At 72.5% G+C, this 14,934-nt stretch carries 14 protein-coding genes and 1 pseudogene; 8 read left to right on the forward strand and 7 right to left on the reverse strand.

The features are described 5' to 3' along the window. A pseudogene (locus ACWCP0_RS21450) lies at positions 1-614 on the reverse strand (hypothetical protein); the annotation flags it as partial. 212 nt (positions 615-826) lie between these two features. Between ACWCP0_RS21450 and ACWCP0_RS21455 the strand changes: the two are divergent. The 4 genes from ACWCP0_RS21455 (at position 827) to ACWCP0_RS21470 (ending at position 5,501) form a co-directional block, all read left to right on the forward strand. Continuing rightward, positions 827-2,053, forward strand: coding sequence for an NAD(P)/FAD-dependent oxidoreductase (locus tag ACWCP0_RS21455; RefSeq protein WP_451080394.1), 1,227 nt, complete (start codon positions 827-829; stop codon positions 2,051-2,053). 1 nt (position 2,054) lies between these two features. After that, entirely contained in the window at positions 2,055-4,559 is a 2,505-nt protein-coding gene (gene nirB / locus ACWCP0_RS21460) for a nitrite reductase large subunit NirB (RefSeq protein ID WP_451080395.1), read from the forward strand. After that, entirely contained in the window at positions 4,556-4,903 is a 348-nt protein-coding gene (gene nirD, locus ACWCP0_RS21465; protein ID WP_451080396.1) for a nitrite reductase small subunit NirD, read from the forward strand. The genes nirB and nirD overlap by 4 nt, the downstream gene beginning before the upstream one ends. Before the next feature lie 82 nt (positions 4,904-4,985). Next, on the forward strand, positions 4,986-5,501 hold the full coding sequence (locus ACWCP0_RS21470) for a DinB family protein (RefSeq protein ID WP_451080397.1): 516 nt from the start codon (positions 4,986-4,988) through the stop codon (positions 5,499-5,501). 88 nt (positions 5,502-5,589) lie between these two features. Here the strand turns inward: ACWCP0_RS21470 and ACWCP0_RS21475 are convergent, their stop codons facing one another. The 3 genes from ACWCP0_RS21475 to ACWCP0_RS21485 all read right to left on the reverse strand — a co-directional run bounded on the left by ACWCP0_RS21475 (position 5,590) and on the right by ACWCP0_RS21485 (position 8,124). Beyond that, entirely contained in the window at positions 5,590-6,723 is a 1,134-nt protein-coding gene (locus tag ACWCP0_RS21475; protein ID WP_451080398.1) for a DUF3103 family protein, read from the reverse strand. Positions 6,724-6,904: 181 nt separating this feature from the next. Next, positions 6,905-7,639 (reverse strand): alpha/beta fold hydrolase, encoded by a 735-nt coding sequence (locus tag ACWCP0_RS21480; protein WP_451080399.1) that lies wholly within the window; start codon positions 7,637-7,639, stop codon positions 6,905-6,907. After that, positions 7,636-8,124: a pyridoxamine 5'-phosphate oxidase family protein gene (locus ACWCP0_RS21485; RefSeq protein ID WP_451080400.1), complete on the reverse strand. Its 489-nt coding sequence runs from the start codon at positions 8,122-8,124 to the stop codon at positions 7,636-7,638. The genes ACWCP0_RS21480 and ACWCP0_RS21485 overlap by 4 nt, the downstream gene beginning before the upstream one ends. A gap of 59 nt (positions 8,125-8,183) precedes the next feature. Here ACWCP0_RS21485 and ACWCP0_RS21490 point away from each other — a divergent pair, with 59 nt between their 5' ends. Both ACWCP0_RS21490 and ACWCP0_RS21495 read left to right on the forward strand, forming a co-directional pair. Then, positions 8,184-9,032 carry an AraC family ligand binding domain-containing protein gene (locus ACWCP0_RS21490; protein ID WP_451080401.1) on the forward strand — a complete coding sequence of 283 codons (849 nt, stop codon included), beginning with the start codon at positions 8,184-8,186 and terminating at the stop codon, positions 9,030-9,032. Positions 9,033-9,186: 154 nt separating this feature from the next. After that, entirely contained in the window at positions 9,187-10,134 is a 948-nt protein-coding gene (locus ACWCP0_RS21495; RefSeq protein WP_451080402.1) for an oxidoreductase, read from the forward strand. Between the two features lie 15 nt (positions 10,135-10,149). Here ACWCP0_RS21495 and ACWCP0_RS21500 read toward each other — a convergent pair whose 3' ends face one another. Further along, positions 10,150-10,557: a VOC family protein gene (locus ACWCP0_RS21500; RefSeq protein WP_451080403.1), complete on the reverse strand. Its 408-nt coding sequence runs from the start codon at positions 10,555-10,557 to the stop codon at positions 10,150-10,152. 132 nt (positions 10,558-10,689) lie between these two features. On the opposite strand from ACWCP0_RS21500, the gene ACWCP0_RS21505 reads away from it, so the two are divergent. Beyond that, a complete protein-coding gene (locus ACWCP0_RS21505) occupies positions 10,690-11,253 on the forward strand; it encodes a hypothetical protein (RefSeq protein ID WP_451080404.1) in 564 nt (187 codons plus the stop codon). A gap of 10 nt (positions 11,254-11,263) precedes the next feature. On the opposite strand, the gene ACWCP0_RS21510 is transcribed toward ACWCP0_RS21505, so the two are convergent. Then, entirely contained in the window at positions 11,264-12,370 is a 1,107-nt protein-coding gene (locus ACWCP0_RS21510; protein WP_451080405.1) for a hypothetical protein, read from the reverse strand. A 187-nt stretch (positions 12,371-12,557) separates the two neighbouring features. Here ACWCP0_RS21510 and ACWCP0_RS21515 point away from each other — a divergent pair, with 187 nt between their 5' ends. Next, the gene (locus ACWCP0_RS21515) at positions 12,558-13,718 is read left to right on the forward strand and encodes a PhoX family protein (RefSeq protein ID WP_451080406.1); all 1,161 of its coding nucleotides are present in this window, start codon (positions 12,558-12,560) and stop codon (positions 13,716-13,718) included. Here ACWCP0_RS21515 and ACWCP0_RS21520 read toward each other — a convergent pair. Then, positions 13,688-14,725: an ArsR/SmtB family transcription factor gene (locus tag ACWCP0_RS21520; protein WP_451080407.1), complete on the reverse strand. Its 1,038-nt coding sequence runs from the start codon at positions 14,723-14,725 to the stop codon at positions 13,688-13,690. The two genes, ACWCP0_RS21515 and ACWCP0_RS21520, sit on opposite strands and share 31 nt — an antisense overlap. Positions 14,726-14,934 lie beyond the last annotated feature (209 nt).

Below are 14,934 nucleotides of genomic sequence, written 5' to 3' on the forward strand. Positions count from 1 at the left end.
GCGACGAGCAGCGCGGGTGCCGGCCGTGGCGGCCGCGATGCCGCCGTAGCCGAGGAGTTCCACGGTGGCGGCGAGCAGGTCGGTGCCGGTGTGGGCGCCGTATCCGGCAGCGTACGGCCCGGGCCGAGACGGCCCCGCCGGCGACGAGCAGCGCGGGTGCCGGCCGTGGCGGCCGCGATGCCGCCGTAGCCGAGGAGTTCCACGGTGGCGGCGAGCAGGTCGGTGCCGGTGTGGGCGGCGTATCCGCACAGGGCGAGCAGGGCGTGCCCGAGGCAGAGGCAGAGGCACAGGACGTGCCGACCGCCGCGCGCATGCAGGCGGGCGAGCCGGTCGGCGCCGACGCCGTGCTCGATCACGGGCACCCGCGCCATGAGGAGCAGCATGACGAGGATCCCGTACCCGGCGAGCAGTCCGCTGAGGTGTGCGCCGGTCGCGAAGAGCGCGTCGAGGCGGGCGGCCGGCTCGACCTGTACGGCCCGGAGCAGGACGACTCCGCCGGCGCCGGCCGCGAGGCCGTGCCGGAGTGCCCGGGGCGGGATCCGCACCGGCGGCAGCGTCAGCGGCAGGGCGGTGGTGGGGCGGTGGTGGTGGTGTTCGGCGGCCTCGATCGTCACCAGGCCGACGTAGAGCCGCCGGAGAGGGAAAAGGGCTGGTCAACGGCGTACGAGCGATCCTTGAGGCGGCCTTGAGGAAGGCCTGGTCACGGGTTGGGCCAGGCGGACGTGTGCACCCCTCACACAGGGGCCGGCCGCGCGCTGAGGGCAGCGTTCCGCACGGGAAACAACCAGGATGCCATCAGGTAACACCCACGCCACAGGCTGCGTACATGGATTCGAGGATCGTGGTGATCGGCGCCGGGATGGCGGGCACGCGGCTGGCACGCCGACTGGCCCAGACCCCGGCGTGCGACGTCACGCTGCTCGGCGACGAGCCGCACGCCCCGTACAACCGGGTGCTGCTCGCCGAGGTCCTCGCCGGGCGGTACGCGCCCGAGGTGATCGCCCTGCCGCCCGTGAGCGGCGGGGGCGAGGTGCGGCGCGGGGTGCGGGCCGCCTCGATCGACCGGGCGCAGCGGGTGGTGCACTGCGCGGACGGCACGTCGGCGGCATACGACCGGCTCGTCCTGGCCACCGGTTCGAACCCGGTGCTGCCGCCCCTGCGCGGCGTCGGCGGGCGGCTCCCGGACGGCGTCCACCCGTTCCGCACCCTCGACGACTGTCTGGCCCTCGCGGCCGAGGCCCGCCCCGGCACCCGTGCCGTGGTCGTCGGCGGCGGCCTGCTCGGGGTCTCGGCGGCCCGGGCCCTGGCGGAGCGCGGCGCGGACGTGGTCCTGGCCCACCAGGGCACCGCCCTGATGGACCGTCACCTCGACCCGGCGGCGGGCGCACTGGTCCGGCGCCATCTGGAGGACCTGGGCGTGGAGGTCCACACGGAGTGCCGCGCCCGGGGGCTGCAGAGCGACGGGACGCGCGTCCGCGGCGTGGAACTGGCCGACGGGTTCGTCCTCGACGCGGAGTGCGTGGTCCTGGCGTGCGGGGTCCGCCCGCGCGCGGGGCTCGCCGCCGACGCGGGCCTGGAGGTCCGCCAGGGGATCGTCGTCGACGACCTGCTGCGCACGTCGGACCCGTACATCCACGCCATCGGCGACTGCGCCGAACACGCGGGCACGGTGTACGGCCTGGCCACCGCGGCGATGGAACAGGCGGACGCGCTCGCCGGCCTCCTGGCCTCCGAACTCGCGTCCGGCACCGCGCAGGCCCCCCGCTACACCGGCACCCGCGCCCTCACCCGCCTCACCCTCTCCGGCGCCGGCAGCTTCGACGTCGCCGCCTTCGGGGACCCGTCGCCGCGGCCCGGCGACGACGTCGTGCAACTGGCCGACGCCACACGGGGCGCGTACCGCAAGGTCGTCGTCCGCGGGGATCGCCTCGTCGGCGGCGTACTGCTCGGGGACCTCGCCAGTGTCGGCGAGCTCGCCCGGGCCTGGGAGGGCGACGACCCCCTTCCGGACGCACCGCTGCTCCACCTGCTCACCACCGATGGAGGACTCTGAGATGACCACCCCCACGATCGTGCTCGTCGGCCACGGGATGGTCGGCCAGCACTTCCTGGAGGCCCTCGCCGAGCGGGGTGTCACGCAGCGCGCGCGGATCGTCGTGCTGTGCGAGGAGCCGCGGCCGGCGTACGACCGGGTCCAGCTCACCTCGTACTTCACCGGCCGCACCCCTGACGAACTGTCCCTCGTCGAGGACGGTTTCATGGCGCGGCACGGCATCGAGCTCCATCTCGACGACCCGGCCGAGCACATCGACCGCGCCGCCCGCACGGTCACCTCGCGCGCCGGGCGGACGTTCACGTACGACACGCTCGTGCTCGCCACCGGCTCGTACCCGTTCGTGCCGCCCGTGCCCGGCCGGGACGCCGAGGGCTGCTTCGTGTACCGGACGATCGAGGACCTCCTCGCGATCGAGGAGTACGCGAAGACCTCCCGCATCGGCGCCGTCGTCGGCGGAGGGCTGCTCGGGCTGGAGGCGGCGGGCGCGCTCAAGGGGCTCGGCCTTGACACGCACATCGTGGAGTTCGCGCCCCGGCTGATGCCGGTGCAGGTCGACGACGGCGGCGGCGCCGCGCTGCTGCGCACCATCGAGGGCATGGGCCTGACCGTGCACACGGGCGTGGGCACCCAGGAGATCGTCACCACCGACTCCGTCGTCACCGGCATGAGTCTCTCCGACGGCTCGTCCCTCGCCACCGACCTCGTCGTCTTCTCGGCCGGTGTGCGCCCCCGCGACCAGCTCGCCCGTGACATGGGCCTCGCGGTCGGCGGGCGCGGCGGCATCGTCGTCGACGAGCGGTGCCGCACGTCGGACCCGGATGTGTACGCGATCGGCGAGTGCGCGCTCGCGGCGGACGGCCGGGTGTACGGGCTGGTCGCGCCCGGCTACGAGATGGCGAAGACGGCGGCGGACGCCATCGTGGGCGAGGAGTCCCGGTTCACGGGCGCCGACCTGTCCACCAAGCTCAAGCTCCTCGGCGTGGACGTGGCGTCGTTCGGCGACGCGCACGGCACGGCCGACGGCTGCCTGGACGTCGTCTACTCCGACTCGCGTTCCGGGATCTACAAGAAGCTGGTCGTCAGCCCGGAGGGCACCCTGCTCGGCGGTGTCCTGGTCGGCGACGCGGACACCTACGGGATGCTCCGCCCGCTCACCGGCTCCGTGCCGCCGGTCCCGCCCGAGCAGCTCGTGCTGCCCGCCGGAGCCGGCGCGCCCGTCGCACTCGGCCCGTCCGCGCTCCCCGACGAGGCGGTCATCTGCTCCTGCCACAACGTCACCAAGGGCGCGATCTGCGAGCACACCTCCCTCCCGGAGGTGAAGAAGTGCACCAAGGCCGGCACCGGCTGCGGCAGTTGCCTCAAGGTCATCGGCCAGTTGCTGCCGCAGTCCGCGGACAAGGGCCTGTGCGGCTGCTTCCCGTACACCCGCAGCGAGCTGTACGAGATCGCCACCACCCTGCGCCTGGCCTCGTACGCCGCCCTGCTCGACTCCCACGGCCGCGAGGAGGCGCGCGGCGGCGACGGCTGCGAGATCTGCAAGCCCACCGTCGCCTCGATCCTCGCCTCGCTCGGAGGCGGCTACATCCTCGAGGGCGAGCAGGCCGCCCTGCAGGACACCAACGACCACTTCCTCGCGAACCTGCAGCGCAACGGCTCGTACTCGATCGTGCCGCGCATCCCCGGCGGGGAGATCACCCCCGACAAGCTGATCGTGATCGGCGAGGTGGCACGGGACTTCGGCCTCTACACGAAGATCACGGGCGGCCAGCGGATCGACATGTTCGGGGCCCGCGTGGACCAGCTCCCGGCGATCTGGACGCGTCTCGTCGACGCGGGTTTCGAGTCGGGGCACGCGTACGGGAAGGCGCTGCGGACGGTCAAGTCCTGTGTGGGGCAGACCTGGTGCCGCTACGGCGTCCAGGACAGCGTCCGCATGGCCATCGACCTGGAGCTGCGCTACCGGGGCCTGCGCGCCCCGCACAAGCTGAAGTCGGCGGTCTCGGGCTGCGCCCGCGAGTGCGCGGAGGCGCAGTCGAAGGACTTCGGCGTCATCGCCACCGCGAGCGGCTGGAACCTGTACGTCGGCGGCAACGGCGGCGCCACACCGCGCCATGCGGACCTGCTCGCCCAGGACCTGTCCGACGCCGAACTCGTCCGTCTCATCGACCGCTTCCTGATGTTCTACATCCGCACCGCGGACCGGCTGGAGCGCACCTCGGTGTGGCTGGAGCGCCTGGAGGGCGGACTCGATCATCTGCGGGACGTCGTCGTGCACGACTCGCTCGGGCTGTGCGACGAGCTGGAGGCGCTGATGGCCGAGCACGTGGCCGGCTACCGCGACGAGTGGGCCGAGACGCTGGACGACCCGGACCGGCTGCGCCGCTTCGTGTCGTTCGTGAACGCGCCCGAAGCGCCGGACCCGTCCGTGAAGTTCGTCCCCGAGCGGGACCAGATCAAGCCGGACCTCACCGTTCTGACCCTGGAAGGGACCCTGACGCGATGACGATCCAACTCGAGCTGGACGGCGTGGACGGCGGCTGGTTCACGGTCTGCGAGATCTCCCGGCTGACCCCTGGCCGCGGGATGGCCGCGCTGCTCCCCGACGGCCGGCAGGTCGCCGTCTTCCTGGACCGCGCGGGCCAGGCGTACGCGATCGACAACCGCGACCCGTTCACCGGCGCCCAGGTCCTCTCCCGGGGTCTGGTGGGCTCCGCATCGGGCCGGGTCTTCGTCGCGTCGCCGCTGCTCAAGCAGCGCTTCGACCTGGAGACGGGCCGGTGCCTGGACGACGACTCGGTGTCGGTGCGGGCCTATCCGGTCCGCTGTACGGTGCCGACGCCCGCGTAGGACGCCTGCGTAGGACGCCCGCGTGGGACGCCCGCGCAAATGGCGTGCGGCACTTCCACGGCCTTGGCTACCGTCGGCGTCCATGACGCCTCCCCGCACACGCCCTCCCTTCACGGCCGACGAGCGGACGCAGCTCGTCGGCTGGCTGGACATGCAGCGCGCGATCATCCACTGGAAGTGCGAAGGGCTCTCCGAGGAGGACGCCCACCGTTCCGTGCTGCCGGACTCACCTCTGATGACGATGGCTGGCGTCGTCTCCCACCTGCGCTGGGTCGAACACGCCTGGTTCGAGGTCCTCTTCCTCGGCCGCCCGGCCGGCGCGAGCCCTCAGTTCGTCGATGAGCCCGAGGACGCCGACATGATGGTCGACGGCATCCCGCCGGCGCAGCTCCTGCACGAGTACGAGCGGCAGTGCGCGGTCTCGAACGAGATCATCGCGGACCACTCGCTGGACGACGTGGGCAAGCACCCGGACTTCACGTCCGCTGCCGCGTCGTTGCGCTGGATGCTGATCCACATGGTCGAGGAGACCGCCCGGCACGCCGGTCACCTGGACACGATCCGGGAGCTGCTCGACGGCGAGAAGGGCTATTACTGACGGAGGTGGCGCCGCACGCGGATCCCCGCGTGCGGCGACCTGCCGCCCGGTCGGCGCGACGCCCCGTCGGTGCGTCGGGCGGCGTGTGTCAGAACTCCTGCACGAAGTAGGGCGAGACGCTCATCCAGCCGTTGCCCGAGGCTCCGTTGAGGCGGCCGCTGCTGCCCTGGGCCAGGGTGTACCAGGATTCCACGTAGTCCGGGTCGTCGGTCCACCAGGATTCCGGCAGGGCGTCGAGCACGGCGTTCACCAGGGGGATGTACGTGCCCTGGTCGGCGATGGTGAGCAAGGCGGCGGTGAGGGCCTGGGCGAGCGCCTTGTAGTTGGTGTCGCCGTCGTCCTCCATCATGACGATGTCGGCGAGGTTGTACTTGTAGGTGGACCAGTTGACCACGATCTGGTTCGGGTAGTACGTGGTGCCGTCGGTGTTGAGGTAGGGCATGTCCACGGTGTCGACGCGGACCTTGCCGTCCAGGCCGAACCCGGTCACCAGCGAGAAGATCTCCGCGTCGCCCTTGACCCAGGGCTCCTTGTCGTCCGACAGCCGGACGGAGTCGACCTTGGTGGCCCACCAGCCGGCCGAGGCCTGCTGCGTCCGAAGCTGCGGAGCGCTCGGGTTCTGCTGCCGGAACGCCTCCCGCAGGACCTCCAGGCCCGCCGAGACGGCCTTCGACTCGTCGATGTCCACCACGTACACGGGCCGGTCGGGAGCCCGGCGGGCGTCGAGCGTGTGGGCGCGGCCGCGGGCGTCGTAGGCGGTGACGGTCGCGCCGTCGTCGTCCGAGGACGCGGCGACCACCAGGGGCTCCGCCCCCCTGGCCAGCGCCTCACGCATGGAGTCGGCGCCCAGCCGGACCCGCAGCAGGGAACCGGCCGTCGCGTCCAGGCCCTTGGCCTCCGCGATGCGCCGGTCGGCGTCGCGGAGCGTGGAGCCGAGCGCCTTGCCGGTGAGGGTGCCGGTCCGCGCCGCGAGCGCTGCCGGGTCCACCTCGTCGGAGGAGAGGGCGGCGGTACGTATCCGTGACCGCAGAGCCGGGTCGGTGAGCGAGGTGGCGATGGAGCGCGCCGCCTCGTTCTCGATACGGCTGACCGTGGAGGGGGTGGGGGCGCCGCCCGGCGCCGGCGCGGCCGACGCCGAGGCCGCGCCCTGGACGCCGGTGAAGGTGACCGCGGAGAGAACGAGCGCGACGAGGGATCTGTGTCCCAGACTTCTCTTGCTCAAGAGAACCTCCTGATGGTGCCGGCCACGACGGAGCGCCCGGATGAGGCGCTCCGGTGGCCGCGCATGCTGGGTTGGCCGGTACAGCATGGCGCCACCGGGGTCTATGCGGGTAGACCGCGAGCATGAAATCCCAGTGCCGATGGGGCGTCAGATGGGTGGCGACGGTGGGGACTTGCCTGTCTCAGGCGCCGATACGGGCCGCGAGCTCGGCCGGGCGGCTGAGGGCAAGGAGGTGGCCGCCCGGCATCTCCTCGATCGGGAGGCCGAGTCGTTCGCGCACGACACGTCGCTGGAAGTCGACCGGGAAGAAGCGGTCGTCGCGGCCCTGGAGGAAGAGGGTGGGGACGTCGGGCCACCGCTTCAGGGGCCAGGGCTGGGTGAACAGGGCGGCGGGCGGACCGGATTCGCCCGCCGCGAGTGCCTCTTCGGTGAGCTCGGGCGGCACGTCGTGGAAGAAGTCCGCCCGTACGTCGAACGGGGCGTCCGCGTCGCGGCCGGTGCGGGTCAGGTACTCCGCCCGGGCGTCGGCGTGCCCGGTGGCGGCCCACCACTCCCCCGCCGACTCGCCGGGCGCCGGGACCATGGCGTTGACCAGCACCAGCCGATCCACCGGCACGCGTCCGGGCACCAGCGACGCGGTGAAGCCGGCCAAGGACTGGGCCACCAGTACGATTCCCGTCGCGGCGTCCGTCCCGCCGCCCGTCCCGCCGCCCGTCCCGCCGTCCGTCGCGGCCGTATGCTCCCCGATCGCCCGGACCACGGCGTCGGCATGCTCGGCCAGCCCTGCCGACTCCTCCGCCGGGAGGTCGACGGCGACCGCCTCATGGCCCCGGGCCCGCAGCTCGGGGATGACGCGGTGCCAGTACCAGGCCCGGCCGTCGGCACCGGGAATCAGCACGAAGAGCGACACGGTCACCGCCCCGGGGTCGCGCCGGGCGGGCGCTTGACGAACTCGAGCACACCCACCCAGGTGGGCCGCAGCGCGATGCGCGCCATCCTCACGCCCGGACGGTCGACCTCGGCGACGTTGCGCGCGCCCTGCTCGGGGCCGTAGTACCGGCGCTGCGCGAGGGCGTACTCCGGCACGATCCCGTCCACCTCGGTGACCTCCACCGGCCCGCGCAGGAGCAGGACCTCGGGGGGCGGCCCAGGGGTGTCGATGGTGACGGCGGCGACGGGACGGGCCCGGAGGGAGGCGATCTTGTGGGCGCCGACGAAGGTCGCGAACACCAGCTCCTCGCCGGTCCAGTGGAACATCATCGGCATGACGCGAGGCGTCCCGTCCCGCGCCACATAGGCGAAGCGGGCCGGCTCGGTGGATGCGAGCAGGTGCCGGGCCATGTCGCTCCGGAGCAGTCGTACGTCCCCCTGCGGCAGGTCCGCCGGACTCGCGCCCGTCATGGCAGCCTCCTCGCCTCCCGGACTCTTCCAATGTAGGTGTCACCGCGGACACCGGACGCGTGACGACCCGAGCGCACGACGACTGGGCCCGCTACTGGCGTGCCCCCGACCGGCCGCTGGAAGCCATGCACGCGCACTTCTCCACGCACGTGTACGCGCGGCACAGCCACGACGCGTACTCCTTCGGCTTCACCGAGGCGGGCGCCCAGCGATTCAGCTGCCGCGGCGGGGCCCACACCAGTGCCGCCGGGCTGTTGATGGCGTTCAATCCGGACGACCCGCACGACGGGCGGGCCGCGGCAGAACTCGGGTACCGGTTCCGGATGGTGCACATCGGGCCTGAGCTGGTGCGCGAGGTGCCGGCCGACGCGACCGGCCGGCGGGGGCCGATGCCCCTGTTCACGGCGCCGGTGCTGCACGCCGAGGCTGCGGGGCACCTGCTGCGGCTGCTCTCCGCGCCGGCCGGCGGGGCGGATCCGCTGGTGCGGGACGAGCGGCTGACGGACGCGGTGACGGCGATGGTGCGGCGCGGCGCCTCCGGGCCGGTCCCGGGGCGTCGCCCCCGACGCGCCGGGCGGCGCCCGTGCACGCGCCGCGCGCCGGGCCCGCGACCTGCTGCGGGAGCGGTACGGCGAGCAGATCCGGGCGCAGGAACTGGCGGACGCGGCGGGGCTGAGCAGGTTCGCGCTGTACCGGGCGGTTCCGCGCCGCGTACGGGATGCCGCCGAGCGACTACCAGCGGCTGCTGCGGCTGCGGCGGGGCCGGGAGCTGCTGGCGGGCGGGGTCACGGCGGCGGAGGCGGCGGTGGGGGCCGGGTCCGGACCAGCCGCACTTCCACCGCTGGTTCGTGCGGTACTACGGCGTGACGCCGGGGACGTATCAGCGCGCCGCGCTCAGCGGCACGTGAGCGCAGCCGCGGCGGCAGGACGTGAGCGCAGGCCCGGGCGCAGGGCGACGCCCTACCCTACTCAGGCGTACGGTCGGGCGTAGGCCCGCCCCACAGGTCCACCGCTCAGTACCGACTCAGCACCGACGACTGCCGACGAGTAGGAGGGCACCGCATGCCGACGACGACCTCGAGGACGCCCGGCTGGACGGCCCGCGACATCCCCGACCAGAGCGGACGCACCGCCGTGGTCACCGGGGCCAACAGCGGGATCGGCCTCGTCACGGCCCGCGAGCTGGCCCGGCGCGGCGCGCGGGTGCTCCTCGCGTGCCGCAGCGAGGCCCGCGGCAAGGACGCCGAGGCCCTCGTCAAGGAGCAGGTCCCGGACGCGGACGCGGAGTTCCGGCCGCTGGACCTCGCCGACCTCGCCTCCGTACGGCGGTTCGCCGAGTCGTACGAGCAGGACACGCTGGACCTGCTCGTCAACAACGCGGGTGTGATGGCGCTGCCGTACGGCACCACCGCCGACGGCTTCGAAACCCAGTTCGGGGTCAACCACCTGGGACATTTCGCGCTCACCGCACGGCTGCTGCCGAAGCTGCTGAGCACGCCGGGCGCCCGCGTCGTGAGCGTGTCCAGCGGGATGCACGCGATCGCCAACATCGACATGCATGACCTCAACAGTGAGCGCCGATACCGCCGTTGGGTGGCCTACGGCCGCTCCAAGACGGCGAACCTGCTGTTCGTGCACGAGCTGGCGCGGCGGCTCGGGGCCGCGGGCTCGGACGTCGTCTCGGCGGCCGCGCACCCCGGCTTCGCGGCGACCAACCTCCAGACCGCGGGAGCGAGGATGGAGGGCCGGCGGACGGCCGAGCGGATCGCCGAGCTCGGCAACCGGCTCTTCGCCCAGTCCGCCGAGATGGGCGCGCTGCCGACGCTGTACGCGGCGACCGCGCCCGGTGTGCGCCCCGACTCGTTCACAGGGCCGCGCTTCCAGGGCTGGCGGGGCACGCCCGCACAGTCCTGGCGCGCCACGTGGACGCTGAACGACAGGGCCGGTGAGCAGCTCTGGGCGGCGTCCGAGCAGCTCACCGGCGTGACGTACGACGGCCTCAAGGGCTGATGCCGCCGGTACCGCTCACTGGCCCTCGACGGCCTTCGGGTCCATCCAGGTGATCTCCCAGATGTGGTGGTCCGGGTCCTGGAAGGAGCGCAGGTACATGAAGCCGTGGTCCTGGGGGTCGTTGGCCGGCGACCCACCGGCCGCGAGCGCCTCGTCGGCCAGCTCGTCGACCTTCTCCCGGCTCTCGACGCCGAGCGCGAGGATCACCTCGGTGGTGGCGGAGGCGTCGGCGATGTCCTTCTTGGTGAACTCCTTGAAGTGGGGCTCGCTGTGGAGCATGGCGAAGATGGTGTCGCTGAACACCAGACAGGCGGCGGTCTCGTCGGTGAACTGCGGGTTGAAGGAGTAGCCGAGCCTGCTCCAGAAGGTCTTCGACTTCTCGAGGTCCTTCACCGGCAGGTTCACGAAGATCATCTGGGCCATCTCGGTTCTCTGCTCTCGTCTCTCGGCGTCGCACGCTGTGGTGCCGGTTGTCGCGAGGGTAGACCGGCACCCCGCCTGGAACTCATCGCTCGCGGGTGAAGGACTTCCGGGGCCACGAGGTACCGTCGGTTCATGAGCAGCACGGGCAAGAAGATCACCGAGAAGCTGTCGGGTACGGCCCTGAGCGAGGCGACCGGCCGCGACTGGGACGACTGGTTCGCCCTGCTCGACGCCTGGGGCGCCACCGCCCACGGCCACACCGCGATCGCCCGCCACCTCGTGGACACCCACGGCGTGCCCGGCTGGTACGCCCAGTCGATCACCGTCGGCTACGAGCAGGAGCGCGGGATGCGCGCCGTCGGCCAGGCCTGCGACGGCGACTGGCAGGCGTCGGGCAGCAAGACGGTGAACGCGCCCGCGGAGCTCGTCACCGACTGGTTCACCGACGACACCTTGCGCGCCCGCTGGCTCCCCGACGGCGAATTCACCCTCCGCACCCACCGCCCGGGCAAGTCCGTGACCGCGGACTGGGACGGCGGCACCAGCCGGATCTCGGTCTATCTGACGGTGAAGGGCGAGCAGAGGACGCAGATCGGCCTGGGCCACACCAAGCTGCCGGACGCGGATGCGGTGGCGGCGTACAAGGCGTTCTGGAAGGAACGCCTGGCGGAGCTCAAGAAGCAGCTGGAGAGCTGACCAGGACCCCCTACCGCGGCTCGGTGCCCCAGCGGGACAGCACGCCGCGCTTGTCGTCGTACGTCAGCCACGTCCCGTCCCCGAGCGGCCGCACCAGGCTGTCGACCGGCTCCGGGTACGTGATCCGCCCGCGTATCCCCAGGCTGTGCACGTCGAGCAGCCAGTGGCGCGCGAGGTCGGGGTCCTCGTCGTACTCCGTCGTGGTCGCGATGACCGTGTCCGCGTCCACGAATCCGCAGGCATAGTCCCAGCACGGGGGATCCTCGTCCTCGTCCGGCTCCTCACCCTCCGCCGGCTCCTCCCGGCCGACGGGAGGCAGGACGTCCGAGCGGCCCGTGGCCAGCGCCTCGCCCTCCAGCATGTGGAGCGTGATGTCATCGCCGTAGTGCTCCAGCGACAGGAAGCCGCCGTGGTCCGGGTGCACGTCGGCGAGGATGCGGTCGAGGGTCTCGTTCAGATCCCAGGTGGTCAGCGAACTGCCGTCCCACCGCCCCCAGTACAGCAGGATGCCGTCCTGACCCATGCCGATGCCGAGTCCCATGTGCACCCCGTCCGGGTGGGTGAGATGGCTCGAACCGGAGGCCGCGCTGTCCAGGGCGGTGCGAGCCAGCTCCGTGCCGTCCTGGGCGTCGAGCACGACCCACTGCTCGTCCCAGTCCTCCGCCTCGCCGCCGGCCACATGCGCCCACACGAACCGGCCGTCGTCCGAGACACGGACGGAGCCGGAATCCGACATGGCGCAGACCCGGTCCTCGTCGCACTCATGCTCATGGCGAGCCCAGCACGAATGCCCGAACTCCCACAGCATCCGCCCGTCCGCCCCCACCGCCCGCACCCCGCGCTGCCCCGAGAACACCGCGAACGAGCCGTCCGGGCTCACCGAATGCACCCCGTGGTCCCACTCCTGCCAGGGGAACGGGAACGAAGCCACCGGCTCCGTCTCCCCCGCCCACAGCCGGTCCAGATCATGGACGACGAGCTCGTCCCAGGACCGGAGCAGCGCCCGGTGCGCGCCGCCCGCGCGGCTCTCCAGGGCGAAGCCGTTGACCAGCGCGCCGCCGCCCGGCATGGACACAGTGGCGAGCAGGTGCGCGGGAACCGTGGTGGTGATCGACATGCGTACAAGCTAGCGCCCGCCTCTGACAGCGCCCCGACCCGGTCCGCTCCCCTGGCCCACGCGACGTTTCCGCTTCATCGCCAGTTGAAGCAGTGTCAATTCCGTACTCCTAGGGTCCGTTGGCGCGCGACCCCGCCCGCCGCCCGGCGTCGCGGGACCGTCACGACCCACCATGGAGTGAGTGACAGTGGAACGACGCAGTTTCCTGCGCGGAGCCGTCATCGGTACGTCCGCCGCCGCCTTCGGCGGCACGCTGTGGCAGGGCGCCGCATCCGCGGCTCCCGCCCAGCCCGGCCCCGGCCCGTACGGAGCGCTCGGGGCGGCCGATGCGAACGGCATCCGGCTGCCGGCAGGGTTCACCAGCCGGGTGATCGCCCGGTCCGGGCAGCAGGTCGGCTCCACCTCGTACACCTGGCACAACGCCCCCGACGGCGGCGCCTGCTTCGCCGACGGGACCGGCTGGATCTACGTCTCCAACTCGGAGATCAACCCGAGCGGCGGCGCGAGCGCCGTGAAGTTCGGCGCGACGGGAGCGATCACCGGTGCGTACCGGATCCTGTCGGGCACCCGCACCAACTGCGCGGGCGGCAAGACCCCGTGGAACACGTGGCTGTCCTGCGAGGAGGTCAGCCTCGGCTACGTCTACGAGACCGACCCGTGGGGTGTGAAGGCGGCCGTGCGCCGGGACGCCATGGGCCGCTTCAAGCACGAGGCGGCGGCCGCCGACCCGGTCCGCAGGGTGGTCTACCTCACCGAGGACGAGACGAACGGCTGCCTGTACCGCTTCATCCCCACCACCTGGGGCGACCTCTCCTCCGGCACCCTCCAGGTGCTGGTCGCCGGATCCGCCACCTCCGGCAGCTTCAGCTGGGCGAACGTCCCCGACCCCGACGGCTCGCCGACCGCGACCCGCAGCCAGGTGTCCGGGGCGAAGAAGTTCAACGGCGGCGAGGGCTGCCACTACGCCAACGACACCGTCTGGTTCACCACCAAGGGCGACAACCGCCTCTGGCAGCTCAACCTGGCCGCCGGCACCTACGAGCTCGCCTACGACGACTCGCTGGTCTCGGGCGGCTCGGCCCCGCTGACCGGTGTCGACAACGTCACCGGCGCATCCTCCGGCGACCTGTTCGTCGCCGAGGACGGCGGCAACATGGAGATCTGCATCATCACCCCGGACGACGTCGTCGCCCCGTTCCTGCGGATCAACGGCCAGTCCGGCTCCGAGATCACCGGACCGGCCTTCTCGCCGGACGGGAAGCGGCTCTACTTCTCCAGCCAGCGCGGCACGAGCGGCAGTTCGTCCGGCGGCATCACCTACGAGGTCACGGGCCCGTTCCGCGCGTAGGCACCACCGGAGCGCACCACCGGCTCCCGCTGGGCGCCGCCCCTGAGCAGGGCGGTGCCCAGCGGGGTCATCGTGTGCAGCACGGCGTTGCCGTTCCGCAGGGTGACCACCAGTCCGGCCTCGCGCAGGACGCAGGCGTGCTGGCTGGCCGAGGCCAGCGAGACCCCTGCCCTGCGGGCGAGTTCGCTCGTCGTACAGCCGTTGCCGATCGACCGCAGGACGGCCGAGCGGGTGTGGCCGACGAGCCGCCCGAGCGAGACCCGCTCGCGCTCGGCGTCGGTGGCCGACGAGGCGCCCGTGTGCGTGACGGGATAGACGAGCACCGGCGGCAGCGCCGGGTCCCGCCGCACGACCGGCGTGCCGCGGCAGAAGTACGACGGCTGCAGCAGCAGCCCGCGCCCCTCCAGATGGATGTCCCGGTCGACGGGGTAGTCCGCCTCCAGGACCGGGGCACGCCAGCGCAGCATCGGCGGCAGCGAGTCGAGGAGTTCGTCCGCGCCGCCGTCGAGCAGCGCCCGGCCGCGGGCGGCCCGGTCGGCCTCCACCGCGGCCTGGATCTGGGGCCAGTACGGCTCCACGGCGGCCCGGTGGTAACTGCGCAGGGCGCCGACGAGCCGGGCCATCGGCTCGGCCGCACCCTCGTCGAGCCCGGTGAGCCTGGCCGGCAGCCCGGGCTGCGGGCGGTCGGCGGCGAGCAGCGCGAGCTCGGCGCGCAGCCGCCGCACCGGCGTCGTGCGCACCGCGTCGAGGCCCTCGTCGAGGCCGTCCAGCCCCTCGGGCGGGGTCAGAAAGTCAGGGAAATAGCCGCGCTGCGGCACGAGCGCGGCCAGCACACGTGTTTCACCATTCAACCGGGCCCGGGTTTCCGTGCGCCATTCCCCGTAGACCGTGGCACCGCGCCGGTCCCGTAAACGGTGAAAACTGAGAATGGTCTCCCACAAAACGTCCGGCCTTGCCGCCATCCGTACCCTCGCAAGGTCCTCGCCGGTGAAATGGATACGCAGCACGGAACCCCCACTGTTGCATCCGCAATCGTCCCGGTCCCTGAGTATGCACGCAATCACAGGCCGTCACCACGGAGTTTCGGCCACACTTGAAACGCAGTGCGGAAGACCACAGCGAACCGAAAAGCTGTACGACGTCGGGCACGAAACCTTCGGGTACCGAGGGGCGAGGTAAAGACCGTGGGGGGCTTTCCACGCCCGGCGGCGGTCGG

This window comes from Streptomyces sp. NPDC001970 (assembly GCF_053594115.1).